The organism is Flavobacterium pygoscelis (assembly GCF_023162025.1).
Taxonomy (GTDB): domain Bacteria; phylum Bacteroidota; class Bacteroidia; order Flavobacteriales; family Flavobacteriaceae; genus Flavobacterium; species Flavobacterium pygoscelis.
Map to the genome: position 1 here is coordinate 36,154 of NZ_JALNUB010000011.1, position 26,163 is coordinate 62,316.

Consider the following 26,163-nt stretch of genomic DNA (forward strand, 5'->3'; position numbering starts at 1 on the left):
AGGGTGCAAAAATAAGAATTTCCTTTTTTAAAATAAAATATATAGTGGCTTATTTTAAAAGTATTCAGCAAACACCTACTACGAAGTCACGAATGGAATCGTTATAGGTGTTTGCTGAAAAAAATTATTTCTTACTATTCTCTAATTTTCTCTGATCAATACGATTTTGAGCAATGGTTAAAGCAGCCTTGTGAGTAGTTATATTATTAGCAATTGCAAAATCGAATATCTCTAAAGTAGTGTTATAGATATTTTCGGTTTTACGCATAATTTCAGCTTTATCATAATGTGCTAACTCCGCATAAACATTAATTATTCCGCCTGCATTAATCAAGAAATCTGGAGCATACAAGATGCCTCTTTCTTGAAGAATTGCACCGTGAATATTCTCATCTGCTAATTGATTATTGGCAGCACCTGCAATAACTTTTGCTTTAATTTTACGCACCGTATCATCATTTAGCGTTGCTCCCATTGCACAAGGCGCATAAATATCTACATCAGCTGTATATAAATCTTCACCTCTATAAATTTCTGAATGATACTTTGTACTTACTTCATTTAGTTTTTCTTCATTGATATCTGCAATAGTAACAATAGCACCTTCTTTTGTCAAATACTCTACTAAAGTTTCTCCAACGTGACCAATTCCTTGTACTAAAACCTTTTTACCACTCAAATTATCGGAGCCAAATTTTTGCTTAGCAGCCGCCTTCATTCCCATGAAAACACCATAAGCAGTAACTGGAGAAGGATTTCCAGAACCTCCTCTTTCTTCAGAAATACCCGTAACGTATGGCGTAACATCTCTTACAATATCCATGTCTTTAGTTTCCATTCCGACATCTTCAGCAGTAATATATCTACCACTTAGAGAGTGAACAAACTCACCAAACTTACGCATTAATTCGGGTGTTTTTTGAGTTTTAGCGTCTCCGATAATTACCGCTTTACCACCTCCTATATCTAGTCCTGTAATTGCCGCTTTGAAAGTCATTCCTCTGGAAAGACGCAAAACATCATTTAATGCTTCCCATTCATTTGCGTAATTATACATCCTTGTTCCTCCTAAAGCTGGACCCATAACTGAATTATGAATACCAATAATTGCTTTTAAACCCGTATCTTTGTCGTTACAAAATACAATTTGCTCGTGATCATCAAATGACATTTGGCCAAAAACGGGATCCATTTTTTGAAGTTCCTTCCCGGTTGTGAAAGCTGCGTTCATAGTGTAATTTTTTATAGTGATAAAATTATGAATTTGTCAAAAAGACAATTCAAATTTACACAAAAAAATAAAGATCTATTGCTGTTTTGTCAAAAAATCGTTAATTCGATAATTAAATTAATCTTTTAGTTTATTTAATGAATTTATCAAATTCGAAACTTAATTCTAAAAATAAATCAATTTCAACACAGAATATCATAAAATAATGAAAGAATTACGCTATCTCAACAAATACTTTGTCAAATATAAATACAGTTTCTTACTAGGAATTATTTTTACCATAATCGCACAAATATTCATGCTCTTTACCCCTAAATTGATTAGTAAATCATTTAAGGTTATTGAAGCCTTTGCTAAAGATAAAACAGTGGCAAAAGCAGTTATTTATGACGAATTAATTTCGAATATCTTATTGATTATTGCCACAACGATAATTGCAGGTTTTCTTACTTTTTTAATGAGACAAACCTTAATTGTAATGTCAAGACACATCGAATTTGATTTGAAAAACGAAGTTTTCCGTCAATACGAAAACTTATCTCAAAACTTTTATAAGCAAAATCGTACTGGAGATTTAATGAATCGTATTAGTGAAGATGTTTCTAAAGTAAGAATGTACGTGGGGCCTGCAGTAATGTACACCATTAATACAGTCATTCGATTTACTATAGTTATTGTATATATGTATAATGTATCGCCACGACTAACGCTGTATACAATCTTACCTCTACCTATTTTATCCTATGCTATTTTTAAATTAAGCTCTGAAATTAATGTTAGAAGTACTATTTTTCAACAGTATCTCTCAAAAGTTTCTAGTTTTTCGCAAGAGATATTTTCTGGTATCCGAGTAATCAAAGCTTACTCTATGGAAAATCAGCATCAAGCAAATATGGTGAATTTGGCAAATGAAAGCAAAAGCAAAAGTTTGAATTTAGCTAAAGTGCAATCTTTATTTGGTCCTTTGATGTTAGCTTTAATAGGAATTAGTAACCTTGTGGTTATTTATTTTGGAGGTTTAATGTATATCGACGGCACTATAAAGAACATTGGAACAATTGCTGAATTTATTTTATATGTCAATATGCTTACTTGGCCTGTAGCCTCATTAGGTTGGGTTTCCTCAATGGTTCAGGAAGCAGAAGCTTCTCAAAAAAGACTGAATGAGTTTTTAAAAATAGAACCCGAAATAAAAAACAAGAATCAAAATAAATCTATAATTGAAGGTTCAATTTCATTTGAAAATGTAAGTTACACTTATCAAGATACTAATATAACAGCGCTTAAAAACATCTCTTTTACTGTAAAAAAAGGAGAAACTTTAGCCATTTTAGGAAAAACCGGATCGGGAAAATCAACAATTTTATCTTTGATTTCACGAATGTACGATGTTACCGAAGGGGCTATTAACATTGATAAAAACGAGATCAGCAGGATCAACTTATTCGATTTACGTAATAGCATTGGAATCGTTCCTCAAGATGCTTTCCTATTCTCTGATAGCATTAAGAACAATATTATGTTTGGCAAAGCTGATGCTACAGACGAGGAAGTAAAAGCCGCTGCCAAAAGTGCGGTTGTGCATGATAACATTATGGGATTTAATAAGCAATATGAAACCGTTCTTGGCGAAAGAGGAATTACACTTTCTGGAGGACAAAAACAAAGAGTTTCTATTGCTAGAGCCATTATAAAAAACCCTCCAATTTTACTATTTGATGATTGTTTATCTGCCGTTGATACGCAGACAGAAGAAACGATATTAAATAACCTAAATGACATCTGTAAAGACAAAACTACCATAATAGTTAGTCACCGTGTTTCGTCAGCTAAAAATGCTGATAAAATCATCATTATGGATAATGGGCAAATTATTCAACAAGGTTCTCATAATCAATTGATAAATCAAGAAGGTTATTATTCTGCTTTGTATTTGAAGCAACTTTCAGAAAAAGAAATGCTTTAATTGTTGTGTAATACATATTTTTTATAGATTTTTGGATACTAGTTAACAACCATAAATTGATAGAAAGGATTATGAGAGAACATGACATGTTAGAAAAAGAAGAGATATTTTCTAAAGTTTTACGAGCTGGAAGAAGAACATATTTCTTTGATGTGAGAGCTACAAAAGCAGATGATTATTACATTACCATTACCGAAAGCAAAAAGTTTACTGAAGAAGATGGATCATTTCACTTCAAAAAACATAAAATCTATTTATATAAAGAAGACTTTACTGCTTTTGCAGAAATTCTAGAAGAAATGACTTCTTATGTCTTAAATCACAAAGGAGAAGAAGTAATTTCAGAAAGACACCAAAAAGATTTCAAGAAAGAATACGTTACTGAAAAAACAGATGACGATTTTATACCGCAAACATCAACTTTTACCAATATAGAATTTGATGATATTTAATTTTTATTTACTTACAATTAAAAAAGTCCAGAAAAACAATGTTTTTTTTGGACTTTTTTTTATAAAATAATAATTGAAAATTATTTACCAATACTTTTCAATTAGCAAATTTGTAGAGTTTATATTATTTCTTTGTAAAGAAATAATATAAACACGACTTTAAATAGATTAAAAATTTAACCCACTTATTTTTTTTTTAGTTTTCTATAACTAGATCTTGCAATTCTCCATTATCATTAAACTTAACTGCTATCAAAAGATCTGTTAGTTTTTTTCCTATTGTATAATCAAAAACGATATGTTCCTCATCATATTCTGGATAAAAAGTAACAGTAACTAAATGAAGTTTTTTATACATTTCATTTTCAACTGAATTTACAAAATCAGAATGATCTATTTTTAAGTTTAATTGCTCAAAATCAATTTCATCTAAATTTTGTTCTATATATTCTTTGACTTCCGTTCCGTTATTAAAATCATTCTCAATTGCTGTTTTAGCTAGATTTTCAAATTTATTAATTTCATATAATGCTTTTTCGATGGTTTTAAAGTTTTTTGCCGTGACGTTTTTCTCGTCAAAACTTAAATTGGCAACAATTTTATTACCATTAATTACAATCTCTTTTTGATAGTAATCCTCTAAGTTATTAATGTCAATTTCTCCAAAAATTGGTAAATTATAGTTTTGAATAGTATTCATCTTTTGTATTTAATTTAATTTATATTATATTATTAATAATCAGTTACCCTATACGCAATCCGTTCTCGATCTTAAAATCAGGAGCGATCAAAACTACGTCTCCATCCTCGCCTACTGCACCAAGAACTAAACATTCACTCCCAAATTTTCCTATTTGCTTTTTAGGAAAGTTAATTACAGCGATAATTTGTCTTCCTATTAAATCTGCTTTAGCGTATCGTTTCGTTATTTGAGCAGAGGATTTCCTAATACCAATCGTTTCTCCAAAATCAATAGTGATTTGGTACGCTGGTTTTCGAGCTTCTGGAAAATCATTCACCATCATAATAGTACCAACATGCATAGCTACTTTTTCAAAATCATTCCAAGTTAGTTCCATTTTAATTTGATTTTTTACATTATTACTTATTTAAAAAAAATTAAATCTACATATTTAAGGCATTATTTTTAAGAAGGAAGCAAGAATGAACTGATAAAGAACGCTAAAATTAACATAAAAAGAAAAAAAAGTTATTTATAACGAAAAATGAATGTACTTTTGCACTGTGTAATTTAATGTTTATGAAAACCTTTTCAAACGTACCGCCAACATGTACCTCTTTTTTCAAAGAGGATTTTGTGCTTGTCGCTAAATTTTCACATTCAAAAGCCTTTGTCAATTAGACCTTCGTCTATATAAAAACAAACTACTTCCAGACGAAGGTTTTACTTAACATCATTTATTTATTCTGCGGTTTTAAAAAGCTATCTTTTTAATGCCTAAATCTAATTTAAAAAATATAAAAACATGTTTTTAAAAAAATTAGCAGTACACCAAATTATTTGGTTAGCTACCATTTCATTTTTAGTAATCACTTGTGTATTGGCTTACTTAGGTGATATTAATTACTTCTTTTTGATTGTTCCATTACTATTACTCGTTTTATTAGTTCAGGATACGTTTCAACCGAGCCATACTATTAGGAAAAATTATCCAATCGTAGGTCGATTTAGATATTTGTTAGAATCATTTAGACCTGAGATTCGTCAGTATTTCTTTGAAGGAGAATTAGACGGAAAACCTTTTAATCGCAGACAACGTTCTATTGTATATCAAAGAGCTAAAAATGTAAAGCAAACTATTTCATTTGGAATGCAAGATGATCCTAACCGTATTGGTTACGAATGGGCGGCACATTCAATTTACCCAAAAAGAGCAGACAAGCAATTTTTTAGAACTACAGTTGGAAATGAGCAATGTCTTCAACCTTATAGCGCCAGCATTTACAATATCAGTGCTATGAGTTACGGAGCTTTGAGTAAAACTGCTATTTCATCTCTAAATAAAGGAGCTCAATTGGGTGGTTTTGCCCACAATACTGGTGAAGGTGGAATTAGTGATTTTCACTTAGAAGGTGGAGATTTAATATGGCAAATAGGAACAGGATATTTTGGTTGCAGAAACGATGATGGTTCATTTTCACCAGAATTATTTAAAGAAAAAGCGGCTTATCCACAAGTTAAAATGATCGAATTAAAACTATCTCAAGGTGCTAAACCTGGACATGGTGGACTATTACCTGGTGAGAAAAATACACCTGAGATCGCTAAAATTAGAAATATCAAACCTCATATAGCCGTTCACTCCCCAGCTGGACACACTGCCTTTTCAAACAGTGTAGAATTGTTGCAGTTTTTACAAAAAATGAGAGAACTTTCAAATGGTAAACCAATTGGTTTTAAAATTTGTATTGGTCGTCAAGATGAGTTTATTGCTATTATTGAAGCAATGAAACAAACAGGAATTGTTCCCGATTTTATCACTATTGACGGTGCTGAAGGAGGAACTGGAGCAGCGCCTTTAGAATTTATTGATTACATGGGAATGGCAATGGCAGATGGAGTAATATTTGCTAGCAAAGTCCTAAAAGAATATGGTCTTAGAGATCAAATCAAAATTATGGCTTCTGGAAAAATCATTACAGGTTTTGATATTGCTAAAGCGATGTCTCTTGGAGCAGATGCTTGTTACAGCGCCAGAGGAATGATGTTTGCCTTAGGATGCATCCAAGCGCTTCAATGTGACAGCGGAAAATGTCCGGTAGGTATTGCTACTCAAGATCAAAAATTGTACAAAGGATTAGATATTACTGACAAAAGTGTACGTGTTGCACATTTTCATAACAATACATTAAAAGCATTTGCAGAGTTTATTGGCGCTTGTGGTTTTGACAGTCCAAAAGCAATTACACCAAATGTATTTTACAGAAGAATTGACCATAAAACCAATGAAAGTTTTGCTTCATTATTTTTTAACGATGTTGAAAAAGCTGCTAAAAACGAAAAAATAACCTTAAATTAAATCATCATGAAACCAATACCTGTTTTAACAAGTACCGATTATAACATTCTTAGAGAATTAACTAAAAACGCAAAAGACAGCACTAATATTAGAGAAATCGCTTTGCTAACACAAGAGTTAGATCGTGCCGTTATCAATAAAGACGGTGTTGTAGACGAAAGCATTGTTAGAATGAATTCGCAAGTAACCATTGAAGATTTAAAAACCAAACAGCAAATGAAAGTTCAAATCGTGATGCCATCACAAGCGAACTTAAAGGAAGGAAAAGTTTCAATATTAGCGCCTTTATGCGTAGCAATTATTGGATTTAAAGAAGATGCTGAAGTAGAATGGCAATTGCCTTCTGGCATTAAAAACTTAAAAATAATTAATGTAATCAATTCATAAGGATTTTTTATATTTCTACTAAACACCTCTTTTAAGGAGGTGTTTTTTTTTGCTTATTTTTAAACTTTTGATTATAAATCAAAGACTTATCCTTTTTTTCAATCTAACTTACTACTTTTAAATACGGTCAAAATAGATGATGACTTCCAAAGTAAATAATTTTAAAATTTTTAATTATTTAGAAAATTATAAATATTAAAGGAGATTTTATTTTTACTTGACAAAAAAAAGCCCCAAATAGTAAAATACTATTTGGGGCTTTTTAAGATAATAAAATGATAATTAAGTACAATTAAAAAAGACAATTGAACTTAATTCTCCTATTAATTTATTTAACTTCCATTAATTCAACGTCAAAAATTAAAGTAGCGTTAGGTGGAATTGCACCTCCTGCACCACGTGATCCATAACCCAAATGAGATGGAATTACAAAACGAGCTTTATCACCTACTTGTAACAAAGCAATTCCTTCGTCCCATCCTTCAATAACTTGACCTTGACCTAATCTAAATTCGATTGGCTTTTTTCTAGGGTAAGAAGAATCAAAAACTTTACCATTCTCTAATGAACCTTCGTAGTGAACAGCAACTGTTTTACCACTTTCTGCTTTTTTCCCTTCACCTCTTTGGATGAATTGGTAACGTAAACCACTTTCTGTTTTTTCAAAACCTGCGGCTAATTTTTCCATTGCTGCCTCAGCTTCAGCTTTCAAAGCGATATCACGTTTGTTACGCGCTCCCTTAAAAGTAATGAAAGCTTCAATTGGATTCCAATTTTTAGCTTCTTCTCCTTCTCTAATGATTTCTATTGACTCTAGAGTATCTCCTTGCTCTACAGCATCTACAATATCTTGACCTTCTACAACATGTCCAAAAACAGTATGCTTGTTATCTAACCAATCTGTTGGAATATGTGTAATATAAAACTGAGAACCATTAGTACCTGGTCCTGAATTAGCCATTGCTAAAACTCCCGGACGGTTGTGTTTTAAAATTGGGTGAAATTCATCATCAAATTTATATCCTGGATCTCCAGTTCCTGTTCCTTGTGGACATCCACCTTGAATCATAAAGTCTGGAATAACTCTATGGAATTTTAATCCATCATAAAATTTAACTCCTTGCGGTTTAACTTTATTTTCTAAATTTCCTTCAGCCAATCCTACGAAATTCCCCACTGTTCCTGGAGTCAAATCGTGCGTTAGTTTTACTAAAATAGCACCTTTTGTAGTGTTAAATTTAGCATATATTCCATTTTCCATTTTTGTATAATTTTTATTGAAAAGCAAATTTACGAATTAAATTAGATAATTACCAATATTACGCGTTTAGACATTTAATGCTCAGAACACTTTATTAGCATCTATGCATTGATAAAATATTTTAAATAAAGAATTATCGACCATAAAAAAAGGCATTCCTACAGGAATACCTTTTTTTTTAAAAATATATTTAAATTATTTATTTTTCATTAAGACCCGCATTATTTAAATACGACTCTACTTGCATATCATGACCAATAAAATCTTTGAAGGCTTTATTCAAATCAACACTATTACCAACCGATAAAATGTATTTTCTAAAACGCTCGCAATTTTCTCTAGTCATACCACCATTAGCTTTCATCCAATCATAAACGGTATAATCTAAGGTTTTTGACCAAGTATAGGCGTAATATCCAGCAGCATAACCTCCACCCCAAATATGAGCAAAGTACGGTGTGTGATATCTAGTTGGCACTTCATTAACTAATAAACCATATTTTGTAAGTGCTTCTTTTTCAAATTCTAATGTAGGTTTAAAATCTGCTTCATTTTCTACTGTATGCCAAGCCATATCTAATGTAGCTGCTGCTAAAAGTTCTGTAACTACATAACCTTTATTAAAAGTATCCGCCTTTTTAATTTTATCAATTAGTGCTTGCGGAATCACCTCTTTAGTTTTATAATGAATTGCATAATTTTTTAAAACCATTGGATCTAATGCTGCATGCTCATTAATTTGAGAAGGAAATTCGACATAATCTCTTGGAACAGCGGTACCAGAAAGTGATTCATATTGCTGATTCGCAAATAGGCCGTGTAAGGTATGACCAAACTCATGAAACATTGTTGTTACATCATCAAAACTAATTAAAGATGGATTTCCATTTATAGGTTTCGCAAAATTATAGACGTTTACTATTACGGGTTTTTGTTTTAAATAATGAGATTGATTTACAAAATTACTCATCCAAGCGCCTCCATTTTTATTATCTCTAGTATAAAAATCCAAATAATAAATAGCGATTGAAGAACCATCGTTATCAAAAACCTCATACACTTTTACATCAGGATGATAGACAGGCAAATCATTTCTCTCTTTAAATGTGATGCCATACATTTGCTTTGCAGCAAAAAATACTCCTTTTTCTAAAACCGTTGTAATTTCAAAATATGGCTTTATTTCACTTTCATCTAAATCGTATTTTGCTTTACGAACTTGTTCTGAATAAAAATCCCAATCCCATGGTTCCAATTTAAAATTCCCTTTTTGAGAATCTATCAAATCTTGAATTTCCTTTGCTTCTATTTTAGCTTTAGCTACCGCTGGAGTAGCAATTTTGGCTAATAATTCAATAGCTGGAGCTGGAGTTTGAGCCATTTGGTCTTGTAATTTCCATTCAGCAAAACTCTTTTTCCCTATTAGTTTTGCCTTTTGCAAACGCAATTTGGCTATTTTCTCTAATACTTCACGAGTATCGCCATCATCATTTTTCTCAGCACGAGTCCATGATGCTTTAAATATTTTTTCTCTACTAGATCGATTGGTAAGACTTCCTAAAACTGGTTGTTGTGTTGTATTTAATAATCCAATTAAATATTTACCATCATGCCCCGCTTCTGTAGCTTTTAGTTTTGCAGCAGCTATTTCACCAGCACTCAATCCTTCAAGTGCTGTAGCATTATCAAATAATACAGCTCCATTTTTACGAGCTATTAAAAGTTTATTTCCATAAAGAGTACTTAGACTTGCCAATTCCTCGTTAATTTGCTTCATTTTTTCTTTGCTCTGCGGCGTAAGATTAGCCCCTGCAAGTTCAAATTTCTGCAAATAATATTCCGTTAATTTTTTATCTTCTCCTTTTAGACTCTTTAAATCAATAGCCTTAAAACGATTGTACAATTGACTGTTTAGATAAATTTTATCATTGTGAGCAGAAAAAACAGGAGCATATTCTGCTTCTATACTTTGCAATGTCGGATTGGTATTAGAACCTGTAAGATTATAAAAGACAGTAGCTGCTCTATTTAAATCGACACCGCTGGTCTCTAAAGCCACAACGGTATTCATAAAAGTAGGCTTTGCTTTATTAGTTGCTATTTTAGCAATTTCTTGATCGTGCATTTTTAATGCATAAACAAAAGCAGGTTTAAAGTTTTCATCTTTTATCAAATTAAAAGGAGGCGCCTGATATTGTAACGTACTTCTTTGCAAAAGAGGATTTGTTGTTTTTACAGATTTTGTTTGTGCATATATGGTTTCTGTTGCCATTGGAGCTACAAAAATCACCGACGCTGTCAAAAATATTTTTGAAATAAATCGCATAATTAATATTTTAAAATTTGGGTATAAATATAGTAAAAAAGAACGTTTTAAAATTTTACTAATCCATTTTAAAACAGTTTGAAGTTCAATTTTAAGCACTACCCAATTATTAGTATTAACTTTGCAACTTAGAAAATAAAAAAAATGCGCATAGACATTGTTACTCTTTTACCTGAATTATTAAGAAGTCCTTTTGAGGCTTCGATTATGAAACGTGCTATAGATAAAGGCTTAGTTGAAGTTCACTTTCATAATTTACGAGACTATACAACCAATAAACAGAAAAGTGTAGATGACTATCCTTATGGTGGTGGCGCTGGAATGGTGATGACCGTACAACCTATTGACGCTTGTATTTCGCATTTGAAAAGCGAAAGAACTTACGACGAAATCATCTATATGTCGCCTGATGGGGAAACTCTAAATCAGAAAATGGCCAACACAATGTCAATGTATGAAAATATTATTATTCTTTGTGGCCATTATAAAGGAGTAGATCAACGCGTACGAGATCATTTTATTACTAAGGAAATCTCAATTGGAGATTACGTTTTATCAGGAGGTGAACTAGGCGCTTTAGTTTTATCGGACGCTTTAATCCGACTAATCCCAGGTGTACTAAGTGACGAAACCTCAGCACTAACGGATAGTTTTCAAGACGGATTATTGTCTGGCCCTATATATACTAGACCCGCAGATTATAAAGGATGGAAAGTTCCCGAGGTTTTAACCAGCGGAAATTTTGCCAAAATAGACAAATGGCGTGAGGACACAGCCTACGAACATACTAAAAACAGAAGACCCGATTTATTAGAATAAATCAAAATAATAGCTATTTGATTATTTTAAAATCTTTTTCACTTGAATATAAAACTACAAATCCTATTAGTTTCTATTTAAGGAAAGTAAACAAGTGTATAGAGTAATAATGAACGCTGAATACTATAAATAAAACTTGTAAATTAAAACAATAGTTCTATATTTGCACCCGAATTCAGACCAACCTCTGGCGAGATCCGCGAATGTTGATTTGATAAAAACCATAATTAAAGATATCATGGCAGATTTAATGAAATTCGTTCAAGACGAATTTGTAACAAGAAAAGATTTCCCTGTTTTTGCAGCTGGAGATACAATCACCGTTTACTACGAAATTAGAGAGGGTGAAAAAACTAGAACACAGTTTTTTAAAGGAGTTGTTATTCAAAGAAGAGGTTCTGCTAATACAGAAACTTTTACAATTCGTAAAATGTCTGGTGCAATTGGAGTAGAGCGTATCTTTCCAGTTAACTTGCCTGCTTTACAAAAAGTTGAAATCAACAAAAAAGGTGCAGTTCGTAGAGCTAGAATTTTCTACTTCAGAGAACTTACTGGTAAAAAAGCTAAGATTAAAGACAAAAGAAGATAGTTTACTGTCTCTTTATTATAAAAAATCCTCAACACTGTTGAGGATTTTTTTTTGAGTTGAAATTTAGAAATTAAATTTGTAAAAACACAACTGCACTCCAATAACAAAACTTTACTTGTTTTTGCTAGCGGTTTTAAAAAAAGAAGTCATTTTATTAAATTCATATTTGATAGTTATTACGATATAACATTTTCATATTCGTTATTTGTTCGAACAATATTCGTTATTTCATAATTCAATTTGAACTATCAAAAACTTAGTGAAAAGGCATTTTCTTTTACGATATCGTTTTATTACCTTTGCTGTTGCGATTAAAAATAAGAATTATATATAACAATACATTATGACAAAAATTAAAGTAGCCAATCCAGTAGTTGAATTGGATGGAGATGAAATGACACGAATTATTTGGTCTTTTATTAAAGAAAAATTAATTCTTCCATATTTAGATTTAGATATAAAATACTATGATTTAGGAATGGAGAGCAGAGATGCTACTAATGATCAAATCACCATAGATTCTGCCGAAGCAATAAAAAAATACAATGTTGGTATTAAATGTGCGACTATTACTCCTGATGAAGATCGTGTAAAAGAATTTGGCTTAAAGAAAATGTGGAAATCTCCAAACGGAACTATTCGTAATATTGTTGGTGGAACTGTTTTCCGTGAGCCAATCATCATGAAAAATGTTCCTCGTTATGTACAAGGATGGACAAAACCTATTGTAATTGGTCGTCATGCTTTTGGAGATCAATACAAAGCAACTGATACAGTTATAAAAGGAAAAGGAAAGCTTACAATGACTTTCGTACCAGAAGAAGGTGAAACACAAACTTGGGAAGTATATGACTATAAAGGTGACGGTGTTGCTATGTCTATGTACAATACTGACGAAAGCATTTATGGTTTTGCTCATTCTTCTTTTCAAATGGCATTAACAAAAAAATGGCCATTATACCTTTCTACAAAAAACACCATTTTAAAAGCTTACGATGGTCGTTTCAAAGATATTTTTGAAGAAGTTTACCAAAAAGATTATAAAACTCAATTTGAAGAAACTGGAATTACCTATGAGCACCGCTTGATCGATGACATGGTAGCTTCTGTAATGAAGTGGAATGGTGGTTTTGTTTGGGCTTGTAAAAATTACGATGGTGATGTACAATCAGATACTGTAGCACAAGGTTTTGGTTCTTTAGGATTAATGACTTCTGTTTTAGTAACTCCTGATGGAAAAACAGTTGAAGCTGAGGCAGCGCACGGAACAGTTACAAGACACTACAGACAACACCAACAAGGAAAAGCTACTTCTACAAATCCAATTGCTTCTATCTTTGCATGGACAAGAGGATTAGAGCACAGAGGTAAGTTAGATGAAAATCAAGCTTTAATTGATTTTTGTCATGCTCTAGAACAAGTATGTATTGATACTGTAGAAAGCGGAAAAATGACTAAAGATTTAGCCATGCTAGTGAAACCAGAAGGTTTGACTGCAGCTGATTATTTAACAACTGAAGATTTCTTAGCAGCAATAAAAGAAAATTTAGATGCTAAATTAGCCTAAACATATTTCTTACTGAATTATGAAAGACAACTGGTAACAGTTGTCTTTTTTTTTTAAAATACATTAACATTTTTTAAACAAGAATTAACGCGTTTTAGTTGAAATTTGCAATTCAAAATCCTAGAAATGAATCCAAAGAAAATCATTAGCCTTTTTATTATTATCTTATTTTCATCTACAGCTTTCTCCCAAGATAAGTTTACACTTAGCGGAACCATTATGGATGCCAACACCAACGAAACTTTGATTGGAGTAAACATAGTTATACCAGAGCTAAAGATAGGAGTTACAACAAATGAATATGGTTTTTATTCTATTACACTCCCACAAGGAACCCATGTCTTACAAATAAGTTCTCTAGGATACCAAACGATCCAAGAATCAATCAATTTGATAAAAAACAACAAAAAAAACTTTAGTCTATCCAATAATGAAACGGCTTTAAAAGAAGTTGTAATTACAGGATCATCAAGCAAAACCGACATTAAAAGACCTGAAATGAGTGTAAACAAACTCTCTATTTCTACTATTAAAAAAATGCCTGTAGTACTAGGTGAAGTAGATGTAATAAAATCATTATTACTGCTTCCAGGAGTAACAAATGCTGGCGAGGGCGCATCTGGTTTTAATGTTCGTGGTGGTGGTGCGGATCAAAACTTAATCTTATTAGACGAAGCTACAATATTTAACTCCTCTCATGTATTTGGTTTTTTCTCCGTATTTAATCCCGATGCAATCAAAGATTTAAAATTATATAAAGGAGGAATTCCAGCCCGTTATGGCGGTAGAGCTTCTTCTGTACTTGATATTTATCAAAAAGATGGGAGTAGTAAGGGATTTCATGTAAATGGTGGTATCGGATTAATATCCAGTAGAATTTTGGCAGAAGGTCCATTAGTGAAAGACAAAGGTTCCTTCCTAATTGGAGGTAGAAGTTCCTATGCGCATTTATTTCTAAAACTATCTGAAAAACAAAAAGACAATGCAGCTTATTTTTATGACTTAAATACAAAATTGAGTTATAAATTAAATCCAAACAACAACCTTTATTTATCTGGTTATTTTGGAAGAGATGTATTCGCACTAAATAAAAGCTTCGTTAATATTTACGGAAACTCTACGCTAAATTTAAGATGGAATCATTTATTTTCTGATAAATTATTTTCAAATTTATCATTGATTTATAGTGATTATTATTACGGTTTAGATTTAGACTTTGTAGGATTTAAATGGGATTCAGGTATAAAAAACTACAATATCAAGTACGATTTTAAGAATTATATTTCTGATAAATTCAAATTAAATTATGGTGTAAATGGTATTTATTATAAATTTAATCCAGGAACCATAAAACCTACCGATGACAACTCCGGAATAAATTTTGATCAACTCGATAAAAAATATGCCTTTGAACCTGCTTTATATATAAATGCAGATCATGACCTCTCAGATAAAATAGCCATTTCATACGGAATTCGATATAGCCTTTTTTACCGATTAGGACAATCTACTGTAAATATCTACGAAAACAATAGTCCTGTTACTTTTAATTCTGATCTTAAGATTTATGAAAAAGCAACACCAATTGGAACAGAATTCTACAAAAAAAATAAAACCATACAATCCTACGATAACTTTGAACCCCGTTTTTCTTTATCCTATCAACTTAGCGAAAACCAATCTATAAAAACGAGTTACAATAGAATGGTTCAATATTTACAGTTAATTTCAAACACCTCATCTCCTACTCCATTAGATATTTGGACACCCAGTGATAACTTTATAAAACCTCAAATAGCGGATCAAGTGGCATTGGGTTATTTTAGAAATTTTAAAGACGGCGATTACTCTTTAGAAGTAGAAACTTATTATAAAAAAGTAAAAAACAGATTAGATTATATTGATGGTGCCAACCTAATTGCTAACAGAGCCATTGAACAAGTAATTCTAAATGGGCAGTTGCGTTCTTATGGTTTAGAATTAATGTTTAAAAAAAATGAAGGGAAATTAAATGGATGGATTTCCTATACCTTATCTAAATCCGAGCAACAAACACCAGGAAGAACAAATTTAGAATCCGGAATAAACAATGGAGCTTGGTACAGTTCTGCCTATGACAAATTACACAATATTGCTATAACTGCTGCTTATAATCTTAACGAAAAATGGTCTTTTGGTGGCAATTTCGCAATGCAAAGTGGTCAGCCTGTTACCTATCCCGATGGCCGTTACGAGTATCTTGGCATTACCGTTCCTAGTTATGGTTTGAGAAATGAAAATAGACTTCCCACCTACCATCACTTAGATCTCTCAGCTACACTAACCCCTAAAAAGAATTTAGGTAGAAATTGGAAAGGAGAATGGGTTTTTAGCGTTTACAACGTGTACAATCGCAAAAATGCTGCGTCAATTAATTTTAGACAAAATGCCGATACTGGAAACAATGAAGCAGTAAAAACATCCATTTTTGGTATTGTGCCAGCTGTTAGTTATAACTTCAAATTTTAATTCTAATGAAAAAAATAGCTTTATATTTCCTAATTATAACAGCTGCTTTAGTTAGCAGTTGCGAAGACGTAGTTCAATTAGATTTAAAAACTGCTGCGCCAAAACTGGTTGTTACAGCTTCTATCAATTGGAAAAAAGGAACGACTGGAAACCAACAAAAAATATACTTAACAACAACTTCCGATTTCTACAGTCAAAACATTCCAAAAGTCTCCAATGCAATTGTGTACATAAAAAACAGCAGTAATGTTAAATTCGACTTTGTAGAAACCAGCGTAAAAGGAGAATACCTTTGTACCAATTTTGTTCCTGCTTTAAACGAAAACTATACTTTGACAATAATTAGCCAAGGAACAACATATACCGCCACAGAAACCATGAAATCAGTTGCACCTATAACCGAAATTGTACAAAATGACATGGGTGGTTTTACCGCAGATCAAATAGAAATTAAAACGTTTTATAATGATCCATCAAATGAAACAAACTTTTACTTATATAAATATTCTTACTCTAATCAAGTAAAATCTAATTTCTATGTAGATCAAGATGAATTTTTTAATGGCAACAAATTCTTCAGTATTTCACAAAACGATGAATTAAAAAAAGGAGATAAGATCGAAATAACCCATTACGGAATTTCAAAACAATATTATAATTACATGAGTGTTTTGGTTAGTATTTCTAGCAATAGTGGCGGTAGCCCATTTCAGTCTCCACCAGGAACCATCAGAGGAAACGTCATCAATACTACAAATAGTTCCAATTATCCTCTAGGTTATTTCTCCTTGAGCGAGATTGATACCAAAAACTACGTGATAGAATAAAGACTATTTACCGCTTTTTTAGGAGCTATTCCAGCTTTACATTACAAGTTCTCTAGCCAAAAAGTTTTTTCTAAATTCTTGCAAGAGCTTCCGATGGTCGCTTTGCAAGAATAAGAAAAAATACTTTTTGGCTGCAAGAAGCTTTCCATTGCAATCTGGGCTAGGGACTCTGGTTTTAAGTTGCCTATTTTTTTAACTAACTTTACAAACTACAAATCAAAAATTTTTATTTCTAGTCTAGAAAATCTGAAATCAAAATTCTTAAATCTAAAATTCCAATGTCCTCACACCATATTGTTCGCGATGATCAAGAACCTGCTTTAATAATTGCCAATGGAGCCGCATGTGATCCAGAATTATTGGGGCAATTGTTAGAATGGTCGCCTTTAGTAATCGTATTAGATTCTGCAATGGAAAGAGTCATGGAATTAAACATAAAAGTAGATGTACTTTTAGGTGATTTTGATCGTGGTTTTGACCCAGAACAATACCAAACCTCACAATATCCAATTGAAATTATTCATACGCCCGATCAAAACAAAACAGATTTAGAAAAAGCATTTGATTATTTGATAGAAAGAAAAATTCCAGCCGTAAACGTAGTTTGGGCAACAGGAAAAAGAGCCGATCATACCATTACCAATATTACCAACATCACAAGATACCGCGAAACCTTAAAAATTGTTATTCTAGACGACCATTCAAAAGTGTTTTTATTACCTAAAAAATTCGAAAAGTGGTACACTGCAAATACTCCAATATCTTTGATTCCCATAGGTCATGTCACCGGAATTCATTCTGAAAATTTATATTATCCATTAAACGATGATGCACTAACTATTGGTTACAGAACAGGAAGCAGCAATCGAGTAATTAAAGATGGTATTGTAAAAATAAATTACAAAGAAGGTGATTTACTAATGATGGAATGCCTAGACTAATACTGAAAAGCAAATTTAATTTTCATATATTTTGATAAAAGCAGATTACCTATCTTTACACCGAAATATAGAAAATGAAAGCGAAAACAACTACCGAAAAAACAAATCTACACCCAAGAAATCTAGATAGATTTGGATATAATTTTGAACAATTAATCAAACTCTCTCCAGAATTACAACAGTTTGTTTCGATAAACAAACATCAAATCGACTCGAACGATAGCGAACAGGCAAAGCAAACTATCGATTTCAGTAATCCAGATGCTGTAAAAGCATTAAATAAAGCGCTATTAATTCAACATTACGATATTCAGGATTGGGAAATTCCCGCTAATTACCTATGCCCACCCATTCCTGGCAGAGCCGATTACATTCATTACCTAGCTGATTTATTAGCTGAAACTAATAATGGCGTTATTCCAGAAGGTGATAGGATTCAGGGATTAGATATTGGCGTAGGAGCTAATTGCATATATCCAATAATAGGAAATTCTGCTTATGGATGGAGTTTTGTAGCAACTGATATTGATGAAAAAGCGATTCAGAATTGCAAAAAAATAATTGCCATGAATCCTAAACTCATGGATGGAATTAGCTTGCAGTTACAAACAGAATCTCGTTTCCTATTCAAAAACATAATTACTCCCGAAGATCGATTTGCATTCACGATTTGTAATCCTCCTTTTCATGCTTCTCAAGAGGAAGCGACAAAAAGTTCTATTCGAAAAGTAAATAATTTAGAATCAAGAAACACAAAAACTAAAATATTAAAACCTGTTTTAAATTTTGGCGGACACAATGCAGAACTTTGGTGTGAAGGCGGTGAGTTAGGTTTTATTACTCAAATGATATATGAAAGTGCAAAATACCCAATGCAATGTTTATGGTTTACTACTTTAGTATCTAAAAAAGAAAATAGCATTTCTTTAATTAGAATATTGAACAAAGTAGGTGCAGTCAAAATCAAAGAAATAAACATGGCTCAAGGTCAAAAAACAAGTCGTATTTTGGCTTGGACATTTATGTCTGAAAGCCAACAAAAAAACTGGAAATTTTAAAAAAGTATATATTTCACTTATCCGTTAATGATCTTTTTTCAAACTCAGAAAAAATATAAAATTATCATATTTGAAAAAAAACAAATCCATTTTAAGATTACTTCAAAAAGAGTATCGAAAAAGAACAATATGATATTTAACATAAATTAAGTTAAATTATCAGGTTTTAACGTTATTTAAGTAGTATTTTAGCAAATATAATCTTAAATAACCGAAAAATGAAAAAATTTATTTTTATTCTAACCTTGGTTTTCTCCGTCGGAATGACAGCGCAGGAAATTAAAATTTCAGGTATTGTAACTGATGAATCTAAAGCTTCGTTGCCAGGAACAACTATTATAGTAAAGGGAACGACAAAAGGAACCACATCAGATTTTGATGGTAAGTACTCTATTACTGCAAAAATAGGAGACGTATTGCAATTTTCTTATGTAGGATTAGAAACCAAAACGGTAACTATAACCGGAGCAATACTAAATGTTTCCTTAAAGGGATCTGGTGAATCATTACAAGACGTAGTTGTAATAGGATCTCGTAATCCCACTAGAACAGTAACTGAATCTGCCGTTCCAATTGATGTAATTGCAATGAAAGACATTGCTTCACAAGGTCCACAAGTAAATTTAAGTCAAATTTTAAACATGGTGGCACCATCATTTACGTCAAATTCTACCACTGTTGCCGACGGAACGGACCACATAGATCCTGCACAATTAAGAGGTTTAGGTCCTGACCAAGTTTTAGTTTTGGTGAACGGAAAAAGAAGACATACTTCGTCATTAGTTAATATAAATGGTTCCCCAGGAAGAGGATCTGTAGGAACGGATTTGAATGCAATTCCTGCTTTTGCTATAGAAAAAATTGAAGTACTAAGAGATGGCGCTTCGGCACAATATGGATCTGATGCTATTGCTGGAGTTATCAATATCAATGTAAAGAAAAACACCAATAAATTAGATGTAAATCTCTTTTCAGGAGCAAATTTCTCTAAAGGATCTAACGATCATTCTGGTGGCGTAGATGGGGGAAATTATCAATTGGACTTAAACTACGGAACAAGTCTTGGTAAAGAAAAAAGCTTTATCAATGCAACAGCAAGCTTTCAAGTTAGAGATGCTACTAGCAGAGCAAAAGATGTAACCGGGACTTTATTTAATGCGTACAATGCCGTAGAAGATAGAGCTGCAGCTGCAGGAACAAATATAAACGCTCTATTTGGAAATATTAATAATACTGCTAACGAAACGCAAATTGTAAATGCAATCAAAACTTACTCTCCATCAGTAAGTTATTTTACAACAGCTCAACAATCAGCCATCAGTGGAGCAACTACAATTGCCCAAATGCAAACAGCTTTAAATTTTGATGCTACAGCAGGTGAATTAGCTTACCGTGGTTTAGAAAGAAAAGATTTTAATATGAGAGTAGGACAATCTTCCTTAAAAAGTGCTCAATTCTTTTTGAATGCTGCTTATCCTATTAATGATAAGTTAGAAGCCTATGCCTTTGGAGGAACAAGTTACAGAGATGGTGAAGCAGCAGGTTTTTACAGAAGACCAAATCAATCTAGAGGGTATTCTGGATTGTATCCTAATGGTTTTTTACCTGAAATTCATTCTACAATCAATGATGTATCCATTGCTGCAGGCTTTAGAGGTATTTTACTTGAAAATTGGAATTTCGATTTGAGCAATACTTATGGAAGAAATGCAATGGATTATTCTATAGAAAACACAGTCAATTCTTCGATGAGAGAAGGTTCTCCTATAAAATTTGATGCTGGAGGTTTAGCTTTCGCACAAAATACTACCAATTTTGACATGAACCGTAAATTTGGAAATTTAAACGTTGCTTTTGGTGCAGAGTATCGACATGAAAATTTCTCTATTAGCGAAGGTGTACCAGACTCTTACAACTTATATGATATTAATGGAGGAATTGTAACCGGGACAACGCCAAACAATATTAAAGTTACTGACTTTTATAACGGCGTTTTGGGAGGATATCCCGGAGCAATTTACGGATCTGCATCTTCTGCTTATAACGGAGCAAGACCAGGTGGAGCACAAGTTTTCCCTGGATTCAGACCAGCAAATGCGATTGACAAAGGTCGCAACAGTTATGCTTTATATACAGATTTAGAATTAGATGTTACCGAAAAATGGTTAGTAAACGGAGCTCTTCGTTTTGAAAATTATTCTGATTTTGGAAATACAACCAATTTTAAAATAGCGACTCGCTACAAATTAACTGATAATATTAATTTACGTGGAGCGGTTTCTACAGGATTTAGAGCACCTTCATTACACCAAATCTATTTTAACTCAACCGCTACCCAATTTGTAGGCGGTGTACCATTTGAAGTTGAAACATTTAGTAACGACTCACAACCTGCACAATTATTAGGAATTCCAAAATTAAAACAAGAGGAATCTAAAAGTGCAAGTATCGGTTTTACTGCTAAAATTCCGTCGGCAAATCTTACTTTAACTGCCGACGCTTACATTGTACAAATTGATGACAGAGTTGTTCTTACAGATCAGTTTTCAAGACCAGGAGGAAATCCAGCACCAGGAACAGCAAATGCAAATTTGAATGCCTTGTTTGATACTGCAGGTGCAACTGCTGCTACTTTTTTTGCTAATGCTATTGACACAGAATCAAAAGGTATTGATGTTGTGTTAAGCCATAAAACAAATTTCGGGAACAATGTTTCTTTAAAATCAGATTTATCAGGAACATTCTCCAATACGTACAGAGTTGGAAATATTCACGCTTCTCCAGTTTTAGAAGCTGCAGGTCAAGTAAACAGATACTACTCTGAAGCAAGCAGAGTATATCTACAAGAAGCAATTCCTAGAGTAAAAGCAAATTTAACCAACTCTCTTTCTTATAAAAAATTCGATTTCTTCTTGAGAAACGTTTATTTTGGAAAAGTAACCGATCCAAATACAGCTGATGCAAATGGCGACGGAAGAGTTGAAGGAGCAATAGTAAATGGCCAAGTGGTTGAAGTAGAACACCCTATTTGGGGAGCAAAAATAATCACTGATTTATCTGTTGGTTTCAAAATAACAGAGGCAGCAAAAATTGTGATTGGAGCCAATAATATTTTTGATATTTATCCAGATAAAAATCTTGGTCCACAAAATGTGATTAAACCTAGATTAGTCGCTGGAGCAATTGATTATACAGCTGCGCCATCTTCTATAGATTTATCAAATGCAAATCAATTTGTATATTCAAGAAACACTTCTCAATTTGGTCAAAACGGAAGATTCCTTTTTGCAAGATTAAGTTTCAGTTTCTAGTCTTTATTTTTTTAAAGTAAAACCATTCGTTGAGGCGAATGGTTTTTTTTTGGCTAAAACTTAAGTGCATAAAGAAATCTAACTTTGTACCTTTGTAATTATAAAACTTTGTACCTTAATTAAATGAATTTCCAAGTAGTATCCGATTATCAGCCGAAAGGCGACCAACCACAAGCCATTGAAAAATTAGCTCAAGGAATTATTGATGGTGATCAATTTCAAACGCTTTTAGGAGTTACTGGATCAGGAAAAACCTTTACCGTTGCCAATGTAATTCAGGAAGTGCAAAGACCTACATTAGTATTGGCGCATAACAAAACACTAGCCGCACAATTGTACTCCGAATTCAAACAGTTTTTCCCCAATAATGCGGTAGAATATTTTGTTTCTTATTACGATTATTATCAACCAGAAGCGTTTATGCCCGTAACTGGTGTTTTTATTGAAAAGGATTTATCCATCAATGAAGAACTCGAAAAAATGAGAATGTCAACAACAGCTTCATTACTTTCTGGACGCAGGGATATTTTAGTTGTTGCATCCGTTTCCTGTTTATATGGTATTGGAAATCCAGTAGAATTTCAGAAAAATTTGATTCCAATTGAGAAAGGACAAAACATTTCTAGAACAAAATTATTGCACCAATTAGTACAAAGTTTATATTCGAGAACAGAAGCCGATTTTAATCCAGGGAGTTTTAGAATAAAAGGAGATACTGTAGATGTTTATCCTAGTTACGCCGATGAAGCTTATCGAATTCACTTCTTTGGAGATGAAATTGAAGAAATTGAAAGTTTTGACACTAAAGATTCTAAAGTCCTCGAAAAATTTGAAAGATTGACTATATATCCAGCCAATATGTTCGTGACTTCACCTGATGTATTGCAAGGAGCCATTTGGGAAATCCAACAAGATTTAGTTAAACAAGTGGATTATTTTAAAGAAATTGGAAAACATTTAGAAGCAAAACGATTAGAAGAACGTACTAATTTTGATTTAGAAATGATTCGAGAATTAGGTTATTGCTCAGGAATTGAGAACTATTCCCGTTATTTAGATGGTCGCTTACCCGGAACAAGACCTTTCTGCTTATTGGATTATTTTCCTAAAGATTATTTGATGGTGGTGGATGAAAGCCATGTAACTCTATCACAAGTTAGCGCAATGTATGGTGGAGACAGAAGTAGAAAAGAAAATTTAGTAGAATATGGTTTCCGACTTCCTGCAGCAATGGACAACCGACCGTTGAAATTTGAGGAATTTGAAGCCATGCAAAATCAAGTAATTTATGTATCAGCAACTCCTGCTGATTATGAATTAGAAAAAACAGATGGTGTAGTTGTAGAACAAGTGATTAGACCAACTGGATTATTAGATCCAATTATTGAAATTAGACCAAGTTTAAATCAAATTGATGATTTAATTGAAGAAATTCAGGTTCGAGCCGAACTAGACGAGCGTGTTTTAGTAACTACACTAACGAAAAGAATGGCAGAAGAATTAGCAAAATATTTAACGAAAGTTAATATTCGCTGTCGCTACATTCACTCAGAAGTGGATACTTTAGAACGAATTGAAATCATGCAAGATTTGCGAAAGGGAATTTTTGATGTACTTATTGGTGTCAATTTACTACGTGAAGGGCTAGATTTACCCGAAGTATCCCTTGTAGCAATTCTAGATGCTGATAAAGAAGGTTTCTTACGTAGTCATCGATCGCTCACGCAAACTATTGGTAGAGCAGCGAGAAACCTAAACGGTAAAGCAATTATGTATGCAGATAAAATCACTAAAAGCATGCAAAAAACTATTGACGAAACGGAGTATCGCAGAACCAAACAAATCAATTACAACACGGAAAACAATCTAATTCCGATGGCACTTAATAAGAAAATTGAAAGTGCCTTTACTAAAAATCCATTAGTAGATTATGAATTAGGCTTAAGTCTTGATACCGCTGCTGAACCAGAAACTGCTTATATGGCGAAACCTGAAATTGAAAAACTGATCAGGGAAAAACGCAAATCGATGGAGAAAGCTGCAAAAGAATTAGACTTTTTACAAGCAGCAAAATTACGTGACGATATAAAAAAATTACAAGGCCAATTGACCTAATCTCATAGATTTTTATAAAAAATAGAACCTCTAAATAAAAAAGAGAATCATTAATGATTCTCTTTTTTATTTTTTTGTATTACGTATTAACGATCATCTCTATCATCATCATCATATCGATCGTGGTGATCTCTTTTTTTATATTTATGATGGTAATATCTCTTATCATTACATTTATTTTCATATCGGCGTTGCGCCTCGTATCTTCTTTGTGCTTCGTATCGACGTTGCGCTTCATATCTTCTTATATCATAATCTCTACGATTATGATATACATTGGTATATACAACAGGAGCTTCGTAATATTCTCTATAAACTCTTTGAGGAGCAGGAGCTCTATTAACACTTCCTGAGACAACTACGCTTGGAAGTCCAATATTAAATCCGACTGAAACTTGTGCGTTCATGGCACTTGTAGCAAATAAAGCCATTCCTAATAATGTAAGTACTTTTATATTTTTCATTTTTTCAAAATTTAAATTATTAACTTATTTTTTCAAAAAACAATAAGTGTGCCAGTAAAAAAAAGCTTAAATAGGAGTTTATAAAATTTAAGTAAAAACCAACTCAAAAAAAAGCATAAATAATTGTAAATCAACATCCAAAAAATTTAAAAAAAAATAACAGACAAAAGAACATATTTATAAAATAAAATTTTAAAAGTATTAAAATAGTATATCTATTAAAATAAAATAATCATCCGTATTACAATAATTATTATTAATTTTAAATTCTAAATTTCGAATTAAATGGAACTCATTATAAGAGAATACAACCTCAAGTTAAAACATACGTTTACGATTTCTAGAGAATCAATAGACTTTCAGCCCTCGCTTATTGTTGAACTTAGAAATGAAGGTTTTTCTGGTTTTGGCGAAGCCACTTCAAATCCTTATTATAAAACTACCGTTCCGGTAATGATGCAGGATTTAGAAAAAATTAGAACTCTAATCCAAAATACTACTAACGAAACACCCGAAGAATTTTGGGCAAAAATTCATCCTTATTTAAAACATGATATGTTTGCTTTGTGCGCTCTGGATATGGCATACAATGATTTATATGCACGCCAAAAAGGAAAAAAATTATATGAATTGTGGAATTACAGCACCAATTCAAATCCGTTAACAGATTACACTATTGGAATTGCTTCCATTGAGAAAATGGTAGCTAAAATGCAAGAACTTCCGTGGCCTATTTACAAAATTAAATTAGGCACAAAAGAAGACATCGCTATTATTAAAGAACTTAGAAAACATACCAATGCTATTTTTAGAATAGACGCTAATTGTGGCTGGAGCGTTGAAGAAACTATAAATAATGCAGTAGAATTAAAAAAACTAGGTGTTGAATTCCTGGAACAACCGCTTAAAGCAGATAATTGGGAAGGACATAAAGAAGTTTTCAAACATTCAGTTCTACCCATTATTGCCGATGAAAGTTGTATTATCGAAGAAGATGTATCTAAATGTCATTCTCATTTTCATGGCGTAAATGTTAAATTAGTGAAATGTGGTGGCTTGACTCCTGGAAGACGAATGATTCAAGAAGCTAAAAAATTAGGCCTAAAAACAATGGTAGGTTGCATGACTGAATCTACTGTAGGAATATCTGCAATTGCGCAATTGTTACCACTTCTTGATTATGTCGATATGGATGGAGGATTGCTTTTAGCCCAAGATATTGCAACTGGAGTGACCATAGATTTTGGAAAAATATCCTATTCTAAACTTAATGGAACTGGCGTGACTTTAATTTAAAACT

At 32.4% G+C, this 26,163-nt stretch carries 20 protein-coding genes; 14 read left to right on the forward strand and 6 right to left on the reverse strand.

All coding sequences use genetic code 11. The features are described 5' to 3' along the window. Positions 1-124: 124 nt before the first annotated feature. The gene (locus MW871_RS14340) at positions 125-1,231 is read right to left on the reverse strand and encodes a Glu/Leu/Phe/Val family dehydrogenase (RefSeq protein WP_188051666.1); all 1,107 of its coding nucleotides are present in this window, start codon (positions 1,229-1,231) and stop codon (positions 125-127) included. Between the two features lie 205 nt (positions 1,232-1,436). On the opposite strand from MW871_RS14340, the gene MW871_RS14345 reads away from it, so the two are divergent. Beyond that, on the forward strand, positions 1,437-3,197 hold the full coding sequence (locus tag MW871_RS14345) for an ABC transporter ATP-binding protein (RefSeq protein ID WP_188051667.1): 1,761 nt from the start codon (positions 1,437-1,439) through the stop codon (positions 3,195-3,197). A 71-nt stretch (positions 3,198-3,268) separates the two neighbouring features. Continuing rightward, the gene (locus MW871_RS14350) at positions 3,269-3,649 is read left to right on the forward strand and encodes a PUR family DNA/RNA-binding protein (protein ID WP_188051668.1); all 381 of its coding nucleotides are present in this window, start codon (positions 3,269-3,271) and stop codon (positions 3,647-3,649) included. Positions 3,650-3,845: 196 nt separating this feature from the next. Here the strand turns inward: MW871_RS14350 and MW871_RS14355 are convergent, their stop codons facing one another. Both MW871_RS14355 and MW871_RS14360 read right to left on the reverse strand, forming a co-directional pair. Next, the gene (locus MW871_RS14355; RefSeq protein WP_248429130.1) at positions 3,846-4,349 is read right to left on the reverse strand and encodes a DUF2004 domain-containing protein; all 504 of its coding nucleotides are present in this window, start codon (positions 4,347-4,349) and stop codon (positions 3,846-3,848) included. A 43-nt stretch (positions 4,350-4,392) separates the two neighbouring features. Beyond that, entirely contained in the window at positions 4,393-4,728 is a 336-nt protein-coding gene (locus MW871_RS14360) for a tRNA-binding protein (RefSeq protein WP_188051670.1), read from the reverse strand. Between the two features lie 408 nt (positions 4,729-5,136). Between MW871_RS14360 and MW871_RS14365 the strand changes: the two genes are divergently transcribed. Beyond that, positions 5,137-6,690, forward strand: a complete 1,554-nt coding sequence (locus MW871_RS14365; protein WP_248429131.1) for an FMN-binding glutamate synthase family protein — start codon at positions 5,137-5,139, stop codon at positions 6,688-6,690. Positions 6,691-6,696: 6 nt separating this feature from the next. Continuing rightward, positions 6,697-7,077 carry a GreA/GreB family elongation factor gene (locus tag MW871_RS14370; RefSeq protein ID WP_188051672.1) on the forward strand — a complete coding sequence of 127 codons (381 nt, stop codon included), beginning with the start codon at positions 6,697-6,699 and terminating at the stop codon, positions 7,075-7,077. Between the two features lie 328 nt (positions 7,078-7,405). Here MW871_RS14370 and MW871_RS14375 read toward each other — a convergent pair whose 3' ends face one another. Both MW871_RS14375 and MW871_RS14380 read right to left on the reverse strand, forming a co-directional pair. Then, positions 7,406-8,338: a peptidylprolyl isomerase gene (locus MW871_RS14375; protein WP_248429132.1), complete on the reverse strand. Its 933-nt coding sequence runs from the start codon at positions 8,336-8,338 to the stop codon at positions 7,406-7,408. A 199-nt stretch (positions 8,339-8,537) separates the two neighbouring features. Continuing rightward, complete coding sequence (locus MW871_RS14380) at positions 8,538-10,664, reverse strand: M3 family metallopeptidase (protein ID WP_427854657.1); 2,127 nt, start codon at positions 10,662-10,664, stop codon at positions 8,538-8,540. 144 nt (positions 10,665-10,808) lie between these two features. Here MW871_RS14380 and trmD point away from each other — a divergent pair, with 144 nt between their 5' ends. The 9 genes from trmD to uvrB all read left to right on the forward strand — a co-directional run bounded on the left by trmD (position 10,809) and on the right by uvrB (position 24,399). Continuing rightward, positions 10,809-11,483 (forward strand): tRNA (guanosine(37)-N1)-methyltransferase TrmD, encoded by a 675-nt coding sequence (gene trmD, locus MW871_RS14385; RefSeq protein ID WP_188051675.1) that lies wholly within the window; start codon positions 10,809-10,811, stop codon positions 11,481-11,483. A gap of 238 nt (positions 11,484-11,721) precedes the next feature. Continuing rightward, entirely contained in the window at positions 11,722-12,072 is a 351-nt protein-coding gene (gene rplS / locus MW871_RS14390; protein ID WP_126454599.1) for a 50S ribosomal protein L19, read from the forward strand. A 343-nt stretch (positions 12,073-12,415) separates the two neighbouring features. After that, positions 12,416-13,639 carry an isocitrate dehydrogenase (NADP(+)) gene (locus MW871_RS14395; protein WP_188051676.1) on the forward strand — a complete coding sequence of 408 codons (1,224 nt, stop codon included), beginning with the start codon at positions 12,416-12,418 and terminating at the stop codon, positions 13,637-13,639. A 126-nt stretch (positions 13,640-13,765) separates the two neighbouring features. After that, positions 13,766-16,147, forward strand: coding sequence for a TonB-dependent receptor (locus tag MW871_RS14400; protein WP_248429133.1), 2,382 nt, complete (start codon positions 13,766-13,768; stop codon positions 16,145-16,147). A gap of 5 nt (positions 16,148-16,152) precedes the next feature. Beyond that, a complete protein-coding gene (locus MW871_RS14405; RefSeq protein WP_248429134.1) occupies positions 16,153-16,974 on the forward strand; it encodes a DUF4249 domain-containing protein in 822 nt (273 codons plus the stop codon). A 278-nt stretch (positions 16,975-17,252) separates the two neighbouring features. After that, the gene (locus MW871_RS14410; protein WP_188051679.1) at positions 17,253-17,915 is read left to right on the forward strand and encodes a thiamine diphosphokinase; all 663 of its coding nucleotides are present in this window, start codon (positions 17,253-17,255) and stop codon (positions 17,913-17,915) included. A gap of 74 nt (positions 17,916-17,989) precedes the next feature. Continuing rightward, positions 17,990-18,973, forward strand: coding sequence for a 23S rRNA (adenine(1618)-N(6))-methyltransferase RlmF (gene rlmF / locus MW871_RS14415; protein WP_248429135.1), 984 nt, complete (start codon positions 17,990-17,992; stop codon positions 18,971-18,973). A gap of 218 nt (positions 18,974-19,191) precedes the next feature. Next, positions 19,192-22,284 carry a TonB-dependent receptor gene (locus MW871_RS14420; RefSeq protein ID WP_248429136.1) on the forward strand — a complete coding sequence of 1,031 codons (3,093 nt, stop codon included), beginning with the start codon at positions 19,192-19,194 and terminating at the stop codon, positions 22,282-22,284. Between the two features lie 123 nt (positions 22,285-22,407). Next, the gene (gene uvrB, locus MW871_RS14425) at positions 22,408-24,399 is read left to right on the forward strand and encodes an excinuclease ABC subunit UvrB (protein ID WP_188051682.1); all 1,992 of its coding nucleotides are present in this window, start codon (positions 22,408-22,410) and stop codon (positions 24,397-24,399) included. Between the two features lie 86 nt (positions 24,400-24,485). Here uvrB and MW871_RS14430 read toward each other — a convergent pair whose 3' ends face one another. Then, positions 24,486-24,863, reverse strand: a complete 378-nt coding sequence (locus tag MW871_RS14430) for a hypothetical protein (RefSeq protein WP_188051683.1) — start codon at positions 24,861-24,863, stop codon at positions 24,486-24,488. 285 nt (positions 24,864-25,148) lie between these two features. Here MW871_RS14430 and MW871_RS14435 point away from each other — a divergent pair, with 285 nt between their 5' ends. Continuing rightward, on the forward strand, positions 25,149-26,159 hold the full coding sequence (locus MW871_RS14435) for a dipeptide epimerase (protein ID WP_210646892.1): 1,011 nt from the start codon (positions 25,149-25,151) through the stop codon (positions 26,157-26,159). Positions 26,160-26,163 lie beyond the last annotated feature (4 nt).